The organism is Candidatus Chlorobium masyuteum, from assembly GCF_011601315.1.
Taxonomy (GTDB): Bacteria; Bacteroidota; Chlorobiia; order Chlorobiales; family Chlorobiaceae; genus Chlorobium; species Chlorobium masyuteum.
Window position 1 is genome coordinate 351,795 of the sequence record NZ_JAAORA010000001.1, and the last position, 13,942, is coordinate 365,736.

Here is a 13,942-nt window from a genome sequence, read left to right on the forward strand (position 1 = left end):
GACAGAAGCGGACAACAGTGTACAACAATAAAAAGATTGCCAATTCAACGCGTATATGTTTATTCGTACTATTTCTCTTTGTCCCTGCTCTCCCTGAACTCCTTTTGGTCCTTCTCTTGTTGTTGAAAAACGGCAAAATAAAACTTCCGCAGGAGGTACTCGCTTTTGCGTTGAAAATGGTTTGAAGATTTCGGTGTATATTCCTGCCTGTGCCGGATAACGTCCAGTGTACCGGTTAATTATTACTATTTCAAGACTTTTACATGGCACCTGTTAACAAGGAAGAAATCGACCGGCTTGAACTTCGTTATGAAGTCGCACGCAAAGCTATTCACCTCTCCTCCCTCTCCATACCGGTGATCTACTATTTTATCACCAGGGAGCTTGCACTTCTTTTGCTTCTGCCGCTTTTTGCCGGCTTCTTTCTGGTCGATCTCCTGAAAAATTTTGTACCACCGGTATCGAAATGGTATCACAAAACGTTTGACTCCATGCTGAGAACGCATGAGATCAAGGGAGAAAAAAACCATCTGAACGGGGCAACCTGCATTACCATGTCGGCACTGCTTCTGGTTCTTTTTTTTCCAAAAATCATAGCCATAGCCGCATTTTCAATGGTTGCCGTCTCCGATACCCTTGCGGCCATTATCGGAAAAGCTTTCGGAAAACACCGGTTCGGCCAGAAAAGCATTGAAGGAAGTATGGCTTTTTTTCTCTCTGCTCTTATGATCATGAAGCTCATTCCCGAGATCAATCCCGGTATCGGATTTGCCATGGCTTTAGTGGCAACGGTAACAGAGTCTTTTGTTCTGCGGATTGGCAGTTTCAGAATTGATGATAACCTTTCCATACCTCTTGTCAGCGCAACATTCGGAACGCTCTGCTATATGCTCTTTCTGCCGGGAACGTTGGCATTTTTTTCCATCGGCCTTTAGCTCTCATTGCAGAATACCATGCAGACCATCCTCACTGACTCAACTGAAGAAGCCGCCCGCATTCTGAATTCGGGATGTGTAGTGGCCTTTCCGACGGAAACCGTTTACGGTCTTGGCGCCTGTATCTGCCATCCGGAAGCGATTGGAAAAATCTTTCAGGCCAAGGGCCGGCCGGGTGACAACCCCCTGATCGTGCATATATACAACCTCAAACAGCTTTATGATGTAGCCTCAGAGATCAATGAAAGCGCCGAAAAACTTATTGAACGTTTTTTTCCCGGTCCACTGACTCTCGTACTTAAAAAAAAGCAATCCGTCCCCGACATCGTCACAGCAGGTCTCGATACCGTAGGGGTGCGCTGCCCGGCTAATCCGGTTGCAAGGGAGTTTCTTCGACTCGCCTGCGGCCCTGTAGCCGCTCCTTCAGCAAACATCTCCGGTCTCCCAAGTTCTACAAGCTGGCAGTCCGTTTTCAATGATCTTGACGGAAGGATTTCATGCATCCTGAAGGGAGAAGAGAGCCCCATCGGACTGGAATCGACCATTGTTGACTGTTCGGGACCCTCCCCTGTCCTGCTACGGGCCGGAGCTATAACGTTTGAAGCGTTGCAGAAGGTTGTTCCAGGCATCACTCTGAATACCGGAACCGGAAAAGAGAGCCGCCCAAAAAGCCCCGGATTGAAATATCTGCACTATGCGCCAAAAGCATCAATAGTACTTTGCACTCCGCTTGACCCGATAACTGCCGCACCGGATTCAGCCTATATAGGCATAGCACCTCCACCCGAAGGAGTAAGGGTTGCCAGGCACTGCATCAGTCCGGAAGAGTATGGCAGGGAACTGTTCCGTTTTTTCCGGTTGTGTGATGCCGAAGGAATCAGGGTGATCTACTGTGAACTCCCTTCGCCGGAAGGCCTGGGCCGGGCAATCAGGGACCGGCTTACCAGAGCTGCCGGCAAGGAATCAGGGTAGGAAAAAGTAAGAGTGCCTCCGCTCAAAATGAGAGCATGCATCCAAGGTGGATTGACCCCGGAGCACTGGTCGCACGAAGGTCGTACCCGCTGCTGTAAACCGTACGGTCTGAATACCAGCTCTTCTCGAATCTTGCCCCCAGCTTCATCTGTTTCATAACCTGCCACAGCGCTACTAAATAGAGGGATTTTCCCCGCCCGTCATAAACCCCGAGGCTGGAGGTCAGCGGAAGATCATCTTCGGCTGCATAGAGTGCCGCATCATAATCTTGAGTATTAAAAAGAGTAAACCGCCCCTTGAAGACCAAACGGCCGGTTTCAACATGCATCTGTTGATAAACCAGCCATCCATAAAATGTTTCATCTCCGGCAAGAAACCTGTTCACTATTTTTTTAACCTCTCCCCGGCTCCTGAACCTGATGCGTCGAGAGGGGCTGATTTCACAATCAAGCCGTGCCCGGCTTGTTTTGACAGGAAGTGCTGTCCAGACACCGGATGATCCTTGCGGACTCTGGAGACGAGCCTCCTCCTTATACTTCTCCTGAAGCTGCAGGTTCAGGGTTACGGGCGAAAAAGCCTTCCATGAAGCAAACCCTCTCAGGTCATGTCCGGTGGAAGAGAAGGGATAATCCGAATCACCACTCAGAGATGGAAAGGTAAAGCGATCATAACAGGCTCCGAGAGTAACCCGCTTGCTGAGCTCGGCACTGATTCCAAAATAGTATCCATCCTCGTTTGAAGCACCGCTGCCCCTTTCAGCGAATGCACCGGCAAAAGGAGAAAAGTAATGCTCACCATAGCGCCGCAACGCTGCCACCGTAGTGACTCCCCGGAGCAACTCATACTCCAGACCCGCCGTCCAGGAGAGATCTGCAGGACGTTCAGAAAAAGCTGTCTCTCCAAAAAGAGATACCTTTCCCAGTGAGCAATCAGTTTCAAGACTGTAGATGCTCGACGAGGAGATCCTTGAGCCCGTTCCATCAGGATCAAGCTGTGCAATCGGTTCGGAGTAGCTGTAGTAGAGCATGCTGCCTCCTATAAGACCACGAAAACTCCCTGTATTAAAGTGATAGCGCAGGTTTGCTCCAACAGCGGTTTCAGTGACATTATCCTTGCGGCTCTCCTCAAGTTCGGTACGATGATAGCCCGCTTCATCAAAACTGGAGATAAGGCCGGAGCTGTTGATACGTGCATCAACCCGGTTTATCGAGTAAAACTGGGTTATCTCCAATGGATCAAGCTTCAGGGTCGCCGCGCCCCCCTGAAAGAAACCGTATTCTGAACTCGAAGCATAGGGCTGCAAAATTTTTGACGACAGCCTGACACTTCCTGCAGGATCGGACCCTTTTGAAAAATACCGCCCCTGGCCGATGAGCAGCCCCTGGCCGACATTGAGTGTATAGTTGCCGAGAACAGCACTCTTAATAATCCCGGCATCGTGCAGATTGATACTTACTGAGGTATAATCAGCAAGGTCCGCTTCTCCTATATCTTTTTCCTGAACGATACTGGCGTTGACACGGGGGACTGAGAGTTGCATCCGGTTGTAGAGTTTGCTGTTCCCTCCACGGTAATTACCGTTACTAACTCCTGCCCTCTCGGTTGTCTCCTGAAAAAAACGACTGTACAGTGTTCCTTTAAATCCCTCTCTCTGTTCGATTTTACGCCTCGAACGTACTGCTTTTACAAAAATATAGGGCGCAATAGCAGCGGTTTTCTCTTGTCCGATAACAGGCTCAAGCTCCTCAGCAAGAAGAAACGCTCCTTTCTGTCGGCGACGGGCAAGAATAGCATTGACGTCGGACGCCGTCAACCATGGCAACTGACGAAGTTCACTCGCGTCGGCATCATTAAGAGAGATTCGGTTTTTTTTCAGCTCTTCAATCACCTCAATCAGGCGCTCGATATTGCCTTCGGATTCGGCCTTGTCGATGAGCTCCTGAAGATCATTGCCGGAACTGAAACCGGGGCGGGAGAAAACAGTGTGAAGAAGAAAAAGGGGAATAAACATCATAACCCTCATGGCATGATGTTTCTGAAGAGGTATCTGAAATTTCATGACCATGAGGTTTTATTCATTGATAAAACCGGCTCAGGGGCTTTCCGCAAGTTTATAGAGCTCCCGTACCTCATTGCGACTCAGATAGCGCCACTCTCCCCTGCGAAGTTCGCCGATAGTCAACCCTGCATAAGCCACCCGTTCAAGCCTTTTAACTTCATAACCGAGGGTCTCGAACATTCTCCTGACCTGATGATTTTTCCCCTCGTGAATACTCAAAAGTACCTGCAGGCCCTCTTCAAGCAGTTTCGCCCTGCACGGGCGGACCTTTTCACCGGTATCCTTCAGGCGCATGCCTCCGGTCAGCTGAGGCAGCATGCTTGCCGGGAATTTCTCTCCCAATACCGCAATATACTCTTTTTTTACGTTTGACGAAGGGTGCATGAGTTTATTGGCCAGCATTCCGTCGTTGGTCAAAAGAATCAGACCGGTAGTCTTTCGGTCAAGACGACCTACCGGAAAAACCCGCTCCTTGACATCAATGTAATCAAGAACCATCTCCCGGCTCTTCTCATCACTGCTTGTGGAGATGACGTTCCGGGGCTTATTGAAAAGGATATAGACCTTTCTGCTCTCGGGCTGTGCATACTTCTGGCCATCCACAATAACCTCATCCTTGTCGGGGTTAACCTTTGTGCCGGGCTGGGTAATCACGGTACCATTTACCATAACGCGCCCCTCCAGAACAAGCTGGTCGGCAGCCCTTCTGGATGCGATTCCGCATAAAGCCAGAAAGCGGTTAATTCTGACCTCTTCACTTTTCGTACTGTTTTTCATATTGGTATAATCGTATCCCCTTTAATCGGATAAAACGTTTTCCTGCCCGTCAGGCCGGGCAAGATACTCCTGCTCCTCGTTCTCCTGAAGAATTTCACGGATCTCGCGCAGCTTCGGCAGATCCTTTAATGATGAGAGGTGAAAGAGATCCAGAAAATCTTTGGTTGTTCCGTATTGCAGCGGTTTGCCCGGAGTGTCCGCCCTGCCGCGAACCTCAATGAATCCCCGATGCAGCAGCCGATCCAGTGCATATTCCGGACTCACCCCTCTGATCTGCTGAATCTCTGCTCGGGTCACCGGCTGATTATAGGCAATAACGGCAAGAACTTCAAGAATTGATCGGGAAAGCCGTCTCTGAATTTTCGGGGCAAGCAGTTTTTTTATCGTATCAGCAAACTCGGGAGTTGAAAGAAATCGATAACCACCGGCAATCCGGTGAATGCGAAATGTCCTTCCTGTAAACTCGTACTCGGAGTTGAGCTGATCAATAATTATCTGCAACCCTGCCGAATCAAACTCCCTGCCGGTAATCTGCCGAATGGTCTGAATGGTAACGGCCTCTTCAGAGGCAAAAATGAGTGCCTCGATCTGCTGCTGAAACTGTTGGTCCGGATTATGCACGTTTTTCTGTTATCCCTGTTGGAAAAGAGGATGGGGAGCTCCTCAAAAAAAACGGAACTATTTTTTCCGGGCTGTCGAAAAATTGTGATCCAGAGTAATGCCCTCTTCAAAGGCATACCACAACTCCTGGCAGGGGAAATTGCATTCGTAGAGCGCCTTGCCGATAATAACCGAATCAACGCCGTATGGCTGCAACTCAATAAGCCGCTTCATATCTTCGGCATTGGTTACACCTCCGGAAGCAGTAATTTTCATTCCTGCCCGCTCGGCAAACCTTTTGGTACTTTCATATCCGAATCCCTGCATCATGCCGTCACGGGAGATGTCGGTATAGATCACCCGCTCAATGCCCATCGACTTCATCCGAAGAGCGAGATCAAAATCTTTAAGGCCGCTGCTCTCCGTCCAGCCCTTGATTTTCGGGATGCCGTTTTCAGCATCAATGCCGACAACTATCTGGGATGGCCGGTATATCTTCATCAGCCTCTCAACCAGTTTAGGGTCGGTAACTGCTGCTGAACCGATAACCACCCGGCTGACGCCGATATCAAGGTAACGCTTTACAGCATCGACAGAACGGATACCTCCGCCAACCTGAACAGGAATGTCAAGATCGGTAACAATTTCGCGGATCTTTTCGAAATTGGTCATCTCACCGGTAAGGGCGGCATCAAGATCGACGATATGGAGCATCTTGGCATTCTGCTTGCGCCAGATAATCGCCATGTCGCGGGGATTGTCGAGATAGATTTTTTTCTGGTTAAAGTCACCTCGGGTAAGCCGGACACACTTGCCCTCTTTGATATCTATGGCTGGAATGATCAACATACATGCACCTCTATTAATTTGTTCCGCGATTTCATCGGAATCGGGGCTCCATCCGCCTCGCATCCCGTCCGGGTCGGGACTCACGACCAGGGATAGATGTGCCCAGGAAAGAATCAAAAAACTGTGTTAGCATTCGGCAAAGTTTTTCAGCACCTGCAAGCCTGCATCGGAACTTTTTTCCGGATGAAACTGAACTGCAAAAATACCATTTTTTTCAATCGCCGAACAAAAATTTTTTCCTGCAAACCAGGTCGTCGCGGCAATTGAATCACCATCTTCCGGCTGGCAGTAGAACGAGTGGACAAAGTAGAAAAAGGTGTGGTCCGCAACTCCCCGGAACAGCACACTCTCCTTCTGCTGATCAACAGAGTTCCATCCAATCTGGGGAATTTTATCGGTTTCGCTCCTGAAATGCAGCACGTTTCCGGGCACAAGGTTCAATCCCCTGTAGGCCCCCATCTCCTCACTGTCTGAAAGAAGAAGCTGCATACCCAGGCAGATGCCGAGAAGCTGACCCCCTTTGTCGACATGCTCCAGAATTGCCTCACTGAAACCGCTCCTGTTGAGCGTCTCTATCGCCTGGCCAAACGCACCGACACCGGGCAGAACAACCTTGCTGCAGCCGGCGAGCTTCCGCGGATCGCTGCTGACCATGGCCCTGACTCCGAGAAAATCAAATGCCTTCTGGACAGAACGAAGGTTACCTGCACCATAATCAGCAATAAAGAGCATGAAAAAAACGTTAAGATTACTCGCAATATGCAGACAAACAGCCGCAACTGCACGGCTTCCCCCTTCTGCATGATTTTTTTATTGTGTATTTAATTCTTATAATAAAAACTTTTGCACCTTACCGAAAAGTCTCCACTATCATACGAAATCGAAGAGCCAATGTATAAAATCATCTCCTCAGTTTTTTTAGCGGAAAATATCAAAAAAATTGAAATTGAGGCCCCTCGGATCGCCAAAAAAAGAAAAGCCGGCCAGTTCGTCATGATCAGGGTCGGCCAGACCGGTGAAAGAGTGCCTCTTACCATTGCGGGATCTGATCCTGAAAAAGGAACCATTACCATCATTGTCCAGGGAATGGGTAAATCCACAAAAGAGCTGAACAGCAAAGAGGCTGGAGATACCATCAGTGATATCGTCGGACCACTCGGCACACCGTCGCATATCGAGAAATTCGGTACTGCCGTCAGCATCGGCGGAGGTGTAGGCACCGCCATTGCCTATCCGACGGCTGTAGCACTCAAGGAGGGCGGCAATTATGTCATCACCATCAACGGTGCACGATCAAAAGATCTGGTTATCCTTGAAGATGAGATGAATGCGGTCAGTGATGAAGCATACATTACAACCGATGACGGCTCATACGGCTTTCACGGCTTTGTCACCCAGAAACTCCAGCAGCTTATTGACTCGGGTAAAAAAATTGATTACGTACTTGCTATAGGCCCGATTCCGATGATGCGGGCGATTGCTGAAGTGACCCGCCCCTACAACATCAAGACCATGGTGAGCCTTAACCCTATTATGGTTGACGGCACCGGCATGTGCGGCGGCTGCAGGGTTACCGTGGGCAACGAGATCAAATTTGCCTGTGTTGACGGCCCCGAATTCGACGCACATCAGGTTGATTTTAAAAATCTTACTGACCGCAACAAACTCTACCTGCCGGAAGAGAAGCAGTCGGCCGAGACCTTTGCCCACCAGTGCAATCTCAACAAGCTGGGCTGACTTCAAACCGTTCATCCCGTTTTATTGGCCTGAAAAGTAACTCCCCTTGTCATGAAGGGAGAGCTATAGCAGTATCAACAAACTCTTTTTTTTTCAAAAGGATTACTATGGACGCACAGCATATCACAAAAAAAGAACGCATGGCAATCCCCCGTCAGGAGATGCCGGCGCAGAATCCTGACGTTCGCAACAAGAACTTCATGGAGGTCAATCTTGGCTATACCGCTGAACTGGCTCAAGAGGAGGCGCTTCGATGTATTCAGTGCAAGGATGCCCCCTGCATCAAGGGGTGCCCCGTCAACATCAAGATTGATCAGTTCATCAAACTGATCGCCGAGGGTGATTTCACCGGCGCAGCCCGAAAGATCAAGGAGGACAATGTCCTGCCGGCTATCTGCGGCAGAGTCTGCCCCCAGGAGGACCAGTGTGAAAAAGAGTGCGTGGTCGGCAGAAAAAACAAACCTGTCGCCATCGGCAACCTTGAACGCTTCGCGGCCGATTACGAGCGTGAGAGCGGAAGTGTGGAGCTGCCGAAAGTACAACCATCAACCGGAAAAAAAGTAGCCGTTATCGGAAGCGGACCTGCCGGCCTGAGCTGTGCCAATGACCTTATACAGCTGGGCCATGCCGTGACGGTTTTTGAAGCGCTGCATGAACTTGGCGGTGTTCTGATGTATGGCATTCCTGAATTCCGCCTTCCCAAAACCATCGTTCAGGGTGAACTTGAAGGGCTGAAAAAACTCGGTGTCAATTTTGTAACCAATACCGTTGCAGGCCGGACCGTTACCATTGACGAGCTCCTCAAAGAGGAGGACTTTGATGCAATATTTATCGGCGTCGGTGCAGGTCTCCCCTGGTTTATGGGTATTCCCGGTGAAAATCTGCTCGGGGTCTATTCCGCCAATGAGTTCCTCACCAGGGTCAACCTGATGAAGTCCTATCAGTTCCCCGACAATGACACCCCGGTATTCAACTGCAAAGGGAAAAATGTTGCCGTGTTCGGAGGCGGAAATACCGCCATGGATGCCGTACGCACAGCCAAACGTCTCGGGGCTGAGCATGCCTATATCGTCTACCGCCGCTCGGAAGCAGAAATGCCCGCCCGAAAGGAGGAGATTCATCATGCACGCGAAGAGGGCATAGAGTTCCTGCTTCTCATGAATCCTCTTGAATTTATCGGCAATGAGGCGCAGTGGCTTACCGGTGCAAAATGCCTGAAAATGGAACTGGGAGAGCCGGACGAATCCGGACGTCGTAAACCGGTGCCGATAAAGGATTCCGAGTTTATTCTCCCGATTGATATGGCAATTATCTCGATCGGCAATGGTTCCAATCCGCTGATCAACCAGACAACACCGGATATAGCGGTCAGCAAGCGCGATACCATTGTGGTCGATATCAACACGATGGCAACCTCCAAGGAGAGTGTCTACGCCGGCGGAGACATTGTAACCGGGGGAGCAACCGTCATCCTTGCCATGGGTGCAGGACGGACTGCCGCCAAAGCAATTCACGAAAAGCTGACCCGATAAACACGCAAAGGGGAGCGGAGAAGCCTCCGCTCCATTTTGTCCACCAACACACCAATCCCCAATGAGCGAACTCTACAGATTCGGTGTCTCCCTTGAAAAAGCACTGATCGACACGTTCGACCGCCATATTGAGGCACAGCACTATAAAAGCCGCTCTGAAGCACTCAGAGATCTTATCCGTGAAGAGCTCATAAGAAAACAGTGGACCGAAGGAGGCACGGTTGCCGGCGCCATTGTCATGACCTATGACCATCACAAACGTGAACTGGTCAATCTTCTGCTTGACATCCAGCATGACTTTCAGGAGACCATCATCTCTACCCAGCACGTTCACCTTGATCATCATCACTGCCTTGAAATTATTGCGGTAAAAGGTAGGGCTGCGGATGTTGAAAAACTTGCCACAACACTCAAGGTACAGGTCGGAGTAAAGCATCTCAGCCTGAGCATCTCTTCATCGACTGACTGACTATACGATAGTGAAGCGTAAAGGTTTTTTTTGGAAAACCGTAACACGATTATTATTTTAGTGCTATGGCCGACGCTGCAATGGAGATCAACATTCCATCCTCCGACAATCATGCTGAAAATAACCGTTTCTTTTTTTCTCCTGCTGCTGCTTTCCGCAAATGCCTACGCCGCGCATCCGCTCATCACCGATGATACCGATACCCAGGGCAGAGGGAAATTCCAGATTGAAATCAACACGGGTTTCGCTGCCGACAACCGGAACGGCGGCACAGAAAAAGAACAGAGCACCGATGCAAATACCGCTCTCTCCTTCGGAGTTGCCGACAATATTGATCTGATCGCAGCTCTGCCCCAAAAGTGGCTTTTGATTAGCGTGAATGGTAGTACAGCACAGGATGAACGCGGCATCGGGGATATGACAATCGAAATGAAATGGCGTTTTCTTGAAGATGAGACAACCGGCTTACGCCTTGCATTGAAACCGGGCTTTTCGCTTCCGACCGGCAATGCAGAGAAAGGGCTTGGAAGCGGAGCGCGCAGTGAGAGCCTGACACTGATGGCAACCCGTGAAGGCCGGCTCGGAGCCCTGCACTGCAATCTTGGCTACAGCCGCAATGAAACCGATGACGACAACACAAGAAACAATATCTGGCATGCATCGGTCGCAACCGAAATCAATGTCATGGGAGATCTTCGGGCCGTTCTGAACACCGGCATTGAAACGAATGAAGAGAAGGGATCAGCAACACATCCGGCATTCCTTCTTGGAGGAGTGATTTACGCTGTTTCAGAAAATCTTGATCTTGACCTTGGCCTGAAATGCGCGCTCAATAAGGCGGAAACCGACAGGACTTTTCTTGTAGGGCTTGCATCCCGGTTTTGACTGACGGAAATCAGAGGGTAAGCAATACCACCGGATTGCATTTTGGTGACACAAGTATTAATTTCATGGCACGAAGCTTAACAAACCAGATGAGATATCTACATGCACATGTCTGACGCACTCCTCTCTCCTGTTGTCGGCGGCACATTCTGGATGGCAAGCGGGGCGCTCATCGGCTATTCGGCAAAAAAAATCAAAGAAGAGAACGACAACGGCAAAACAGCGCTCATGGGAGTACTCGGCGCATTTGTTTTTGCAGCACAGATGATCAACTTCACCATTCCGGGCACTGGTTCCAGCGGACACCTTGGCGGAGGCCTGCTTCTTGCCGTATTGCTCGGTCCATACCGGGCATTTATAACACTTACCTCGGTACTCATCATTCAGTGCCTCTTTTTTGCTGACGGCGGTCTTTTGGCTCTGGGCTCCAATATTTTCAACCTGGCCTTTGTTCCTGCTTTTATTGCCTTTCCTTTTATTTATCGAGTCATAGCAAAAGGCGCTGCATCTCCGGGTAAACTTGCTGCCGCCAGCATGACGGCCGCCACCGCGGCTCTTTTGACGGGAGCACTCTTTGTTGTGCTGCAAACACTCCTTTCAGGCATAACAGAACTGCCGTTCCGCACATTTGCCCTCTTCATGCTGCCGATCCATCTGGCTATCGGTATGGTCGAAGGTCTGGTAACCTGGGGAGTACTCGTTTTCATTGCGCGCACCGAACCGGCACTGCTTATTTCCGCAAAAACAGCCATTCATCCCCGTGCTGCTTTGGCACTCTTTGCCGTTCTTGCGCTCCTCGTCGGAGGGGTACTCTCCTGGTTTGCCTCACCGCAACCCGACGGTCTTGAATGGTCAATAGCGAAAGTATCGGGCTCCAAAGAGCTAAGACCGGAAGGCGAACCTCTGCATCAAGCTCTGGCTGCTTTTCAAGAAAAGATCGCATTTCTGCCTGATTACGACTTCAAATCCGCCCCGGAATCCCTCACGGGCAAAGAATCACCCGTCAATCCAGGCTCCACTCTCTCCGGGATCGTCGGCTCTCTCTCTGCCCTTGCTGCTGCCGGTACCGCTGGTCTTATACTGGGCAGAAAACGAACGGAAGCGGAACACCTGTGATGCACTCCCGGCTCCCTTCCATTGCTCCTGCTGAGCGTAAAACAGCAACTCCGCTCTCTCCATTCCTCGGTAGTGACCGCTCTGCTCTTCTGGTGACCGCTCTCTTTGTTCTCTCTCTGCTTTCGGTTCCAAAATTCAACATCACGGGAGTCATTGCATTCGGGACCTTTCCGCTTTTTCTCATAAGCGCAGCAAAGCTTCAGGCTGGAGCGATAGTGAAACGGCTGCTTTTCATCTCGCCCTTCGTACTTTTTATGGCTGCCGGAAACCTCTTTCTGGACCGAAACCCCGTCATGCTGATCGGGAAAATACCCATCAGCGGAGGGATGATTTCCGGAACAGTGATCGTAGCAAAAACCATTATTTCTGTAGCAGGATTGCTTTCCGTTACCCTCTGCATTCCGTTTTACCGGATCTGCCGCGCCCTTGAAGCGCTTCAAGTTCCCGATGTCCTGATAACACAGCTGATACTGCTCGACCGTTACCGCTCCGTGTTGCATGAAGAGGCTCAGGCTATGCAGAAGGCAAGGGATATCCGCTCGTTCGGCAGGAGAGGAAAAGGACTCTTTCGAACAGCTCCTCTCCTTGGATCATTGCTGTTAAGAACGACAAACCGTGCCGAAAGGCTTTACCGCAGCATGAGTGCAAGGGGTTTCGATGGACGACTGGTAAACCGTTCGGCTGAAAACATGAGCCCTGGAGAGTGGAAAACAGTTGGACTCTGGACGCTCTGCTTCCTTGCGCTGCGCCTGATCTTTTAATTATCAGCAAAATGATCTTCATTGAAAGGCTCTCTTTCTCCTGGCCTGACGGAACAAAAGCAATTGACAACGTCAACCTTGCCATAACCGAAGGGAGCGCTGTCGGTATTGTGGGAGCAAACGGAGCCGGAAAATCGACACTGGTCAATCACCTGAACGGTTACTACATGCCCATGGAGGGTTCCATTTCAATTGGAGGCGTCAGGGTGAGCAGGAAAAATCTTGACCGGATCCATAAAATGGTTGGCCTGCTTTTTCAGAATCCCGATGACCAGCTCTTTACGGCAAGGCTTTACGATGATGTGGCCTTCGGACCGGAGAATCTCGGCATGAATCGCAGGGATATCGCCATCCTGGCTGAAGAGGTGCTCCGGGAACTGAATCTCTGGGAGCTGCGCGATAAACCTCCGGCACACCTCTCGCAGGGTCAAAAGCGCTTTGCCTCCTTTGCCACCGTACTGGTCATGAAGCCGGATGTGATTGTCATGGATGAACCGACGTCGGATCTTGATCCAAAAAACCGGAGAAAACTGATCAACCTGGTAAATTCGCTTGGAATAACAAAAATCACGGTATCACATGACCTCGATTTTATCTGGGACACCTGCGAACGGGTATGCATCATGAACAACGGATGCATTGCTGCCGACGGTCCGACGAGAGAAATTCTCTCCAACAGAACGCTGCTTGAAGCCAACAATCTCGAGCTTCCGCTGCGCTTGCAGGGATTATGAATTTTGAATGTTTGATTTTGGATTGCCAATGCAAAATTCATAATCTAAGATTCAAAATCATCTCTGAAAGGCTTTCCTCAGCTCTTCGACCCTTGCGCGATTTACACCGAGATCGGAAAATCCGAGCCTTGACGAAGAGCGTAGATGAATAACACGCTCTTCCGGGCTCAGCCTGAACTCGACATCATCGATAAAGCCGAACACCGGTACCGTAAATATCGACCAGATATACCAATGCTCTTCGTGCTGCACGGTTCCGCCTTTTTCCTTAACCACTTTTTTCAAGCGCGCCATAGCCTCTTCAGGTGACCCCGAAAATGGCAGCGGGTCGATACGGTGAACCAGGTCGCTGCTCTCACTGCTTACACAGTTTGGTGTCGGGGGGCAAGGCCTGAGCTTTCCATTCACAAGCTGAGGGCTCACCTCGGGCTGCGGCCATAACCCGGAGAGCTGAGCGGTTACCGCCCCGATTGCATCACTGAAAATATCACTCATAGTATGCTCCGTTTTTTTATT

The 13,942-nt window shown here is 50.1% G+C and carries 15 protein-coding genes; 9 read left to right on the top strand and 6 right to left on the bottom strand.

The genetic code is table 11. From position 1 onward, the window contains the following. The first annotated feature begins 263 nt into the window (after nt 1-263). Together G9409_RS01515 and G9409_RS01520 are read left to right on the top strand one after the other, a co-directional pair. Complete coding sequence (locus tag G9409_RS01515) at nt 264-935, top strand: diacylglycerol/polyprenol kinase family protein (protein ID WP_166807119.1); 672 nt, start codon at nt 264-266, stop codon at nt 933-935. Between the two features lie 18 nt (nt 936-953). Then, nucleotides 954-1,907 carry an L-threonylcarbamoyladenylate synthase gene (locus G9409_RS01520; protein WP_166807120.1) on the top strand — a complete coding sequence of 318 codons (954 nt, stop codon included), beginning with the start codon at nt 954-956 and terminating at the stop codon, nt 1,905-1,907. Between the two features lie 22 nt (nt 1,908-1,929). Here G9409_RS01520 and G9409_RS01525 read toward each other — a convergent pair whose 3' ends face one another. From G9409_RS01525 to hisH, 5 genes are all read right to left on the bottom strand, one after another. After that, nucleotides 1,930-3,966: a ComEA family DNA-binding protein gene (locus G9409_RS01525; RefSeq protein WP_235923207.1), complete on the bottom strand. Its 2,037-nt coding sequence runs from the start codon at nt 3,964-3,966 to the stop codon at nt 1,930-1,932. Between the two features lie 33 nt (nt 3,967-3,999). Continuing rightward, entirely contained in the window at nt 4,000-4,743 is a 744-nt protein-coding gene (locus G9409_RS01530) for a pseudouridine synthase (protein WP_166807121.1), read from the bottom strand. Nucleotides 4,744-4,764: 21 nt separating this feature from the next. After that, nucleotides 4,765-5,364 carry an SMC-Scp complex subunit ScpB gene (scpB, locus tag G9409_RS01535; protein WP_166807122.1) on the bottom strand — a complete coding sequence of 200 codons (600 nt, stop codon included), beginning with the start codon at nt 5,362-5,364 and terminating at the stop codon, nt 4,765-4,767. A 57-nt stretch (nt 5,365-5,421) separates the two neighbouring features. Continuing rightward, entirely contained in the window at nt 5,422-6,192 is a 771-nt protein-coding gene (hisA, locus tag G9409_RS01540) for a 1-(5-phosphoribosyl)-5-[(5-phosphoribosylamino)methylideneamino]imidazole-4-carboxamide isomerase (RefSeq protein ID WP_166807123.1), read from the bottom strand. A 126-nt stretch (nt 6,193-6,318) separates the two neighbouring features. Continuing rightward, a complete protein-coding gene (gene hisH, locus G9409_RS01545; protein WP_166807124.1) occupies nt 6,319-6,924 on the bottom strand; it encodes an imidazole glycerol phosphate synthase subunit HisH in 606 nt (201 codons plus the stop codon). A 159-nt stretch (nt 6,925-7,083) separates the two neighbouring features. Here hisH and G9409_RS01550 point away from each other — a divergent pair, with 159 nt between their 5' ends. From G9409_RS01550 to G9409_RS01580, 7 genes are all read left to right on the top strand, one after another. Further along, nucleotides 7,084-7,929, top strand: a complete 846-nt coding sequence (locus G9409_RS01550) for a sulfide/dihydroorotate dehydrogenase-like FAD/NAD-binding protein (RefSeq protein WP_166807125.1) — start codon at nt 7,084-7,086, stop codon at nt 7,927-7,929. 107 nt (nt 7,930-8,036) lie between these two features. Further along, nucleotides 8,037-9,461, top strand: a complete 1,425-nt coding sequence (gene gltA / locus G9409_RS01555) for an NADPH-dependent glutamate synthase (RefSeq protein ID WP_166807126.1) — start codon at nt 8,037-8,039, stop codon at nt 9,459-9,461. Nucleotides 9,462-9,522: 61 nt separating this feature from the next. Continuing rightward, the gene (nikR, locus tag G9409_RS01560; protein WP_166807127.1) at nt 9,523-9,930 is read left to right on the top strand and encodes a nickel-responsive transcriptional regulator NikR; all 408 of its coding nucleotides are present in this window, start codon (nt 9,523-9,525) and stop codon (nt 9,928-9,930) included. A 111-nt stretch (nt 9,931-10,041) separates the two neighbouring features. Continuing rightward, nucleotides 10,042-10,815 (top strand): transporter, encoded by a 774-nt coding sequence (locus G9409_RS01565; RefSeq protein ID WP_166807128.1) that lies wholly within the window; start codon nt 10,042-10,044, stop codon nt 10,813-10,815. Nucleotides 10,816-10,917: 102 nt separating this feature from the next. Then, entirely contained in the window at nt 10,918-11,931 is a 1,014-nt protein-coding gene (locus G9409_RS01570; RefSeq protein ID WP_166807129.1) for an energy-coupling factor ABC transporter permease, read from the top strand. Beyond that, on the top strand, nt 11,931-12,692 hold the full coding sequence (locus G9409_RS01575) for an energy-coupling factor transporter transmembrane component T (RefSeq protein ID WP_166807444.1): 762 nt from the start codon (nt 11,931-11,933) through the stop codon (nt 12,690-12,692). The genes G9409_RS01570 and G9409_RS01575 overlap by 1 nt, the downstream gene beginning before the upstream one ends. An 11-nt stretch (nt 12,693-12,703) precedes the next feature. Beyond that, nucleotides 12,704-13,426, top strand: a complete 723-nt coding sequence (locus tag G9409_RS01580) for an energy-coupling factor ABC transporter ATP-binding protein (RefSeq protein ID WP_166807130.1) — start codon at nt 12,704-12,706, stop codon at nt 13,424-13,426. A 57-nt stretch (nt 13,427-13,483) separates the two neighbouring features. On the opposite strand, the gene G9409_RS01585 is transcribed toward G9409_RS01580, so the two are convergent. Continuing rightward, complete coding sequence (locus G9409_RS01585) at nt 13,484-13,921, bottom strand: DUF1499 domain-containing protein (RefSeq protein WP_166807131.1); 438 nt, start codon at nt 13,919-13,921, stop codon at nt 13,484-13,486. Between the last annotated feature and the right edge of the window lie 21 nt (nt 13,922-13,942).

What these genes read in the sequence shown, in the direction of transcription:
- G9409_RS01515 (WP_166807119.1), top strand. Translation starts at nt 264, where the DNA reads ATGGCACCTGTTAACAAGGAAGAAATCGACCGGCTTGAACTTCGTTAT.
- G9409_RS01520 (WP_166807120.1), top strand. Translation starts at nt 954, where the DNA reads ATGCAGACCATCCTCACTGACTCAACTGAAGAAGCCGCCCGCATTCTG.
- G9409_RS01525 (WP_235923207.1), bottom strand. Translation starts at nt 3,966, where the DNA reads ATGAAATTTCAGATACCTCTTCAGAAACATCATGCCATGAGGGTTATG.
- G9409_RS01530 (WP_166807121.1), bottom strand. Translation starts at nt 4,743, where the DNA reads ATGAAAAACAGTACGAAAAGTGAAGAGGTCAGAATTAACCGCTTTCTG.
- hisA (WP_166807123.1), bottom strand. Translation starts at nt 6,192, where the DNA reads ATGTTGATCATTCCAGCCATAGATATCAAAGAGGGCAAGTGTGTCCGG.
- hisH (WP_166807124.1), bottom strand. Translation starts at nt 6,924, where the DNA reads ATGCTCTTTATTGCTGATTATGGTGCAGGTAACCTTCGTTCTGTCCAG.
- G9409_RS01550 (WP_166807125.1), top strand. Translation starts at nt 7,084, where the DNA reads ATGTATAAAATCATCTCCTCAGTTTTTTTAGCGGAAAATATCAAAAAA.
- gltA (WP_166807126.1), top strand. Translation starts at nt 8,037, where the DNA reads ATGGACGCACAGCATATCACAAAAAAAGAACGCATGGCAATCCCCCGT.
- nikR (WP_166807127.1), top strand. Translation starts at nt 9,523, where the DNA reads ATGAGCGAACTCTACAGATTCGGTGTCTCCCTTGAAAAAGCACTGATC.
- G9409_RS01565 (WP_166807128.1), top strand. Translation starts at nt 10,042, where the DNA reads ATGCTGAAAATAACCGTTTCTTTTTTTCTCCTGCTGCTGCTTTCCGCA.
- G9409_RS01570 (WP_166807129.1), top strand. Translation starts at nt 10,918, where the DNA reads ATGCACATGTCTGACGCACTCCTCTCTCCTGTTGTCGGCGGCACATTC.
- G9409_RS01575 (WP_166807444.1), top strand. Translation starts at nt 11,931, where the DNA reads ATGCACTCCCGGCTCCCTTCCATTGCTCCTGCTGAGCGTAAAACAGCA.
- G9409_RS01580 (WP_166807130.1), top strand. Translation starts at nt 12,704, where the DNA reads ATGATCTTCATTGAAAGGCTCTCTTTCTCCTGGCCTGACGGAACAAAA.
- G9409_RS01585 (WP_166807131.1), bottom strand. Translation starts at nt 13,921, where the DNA reads ATGAGTGATATTTTCAGTGATGCAATCGGGGCGGTAACCGCTCAGCTC.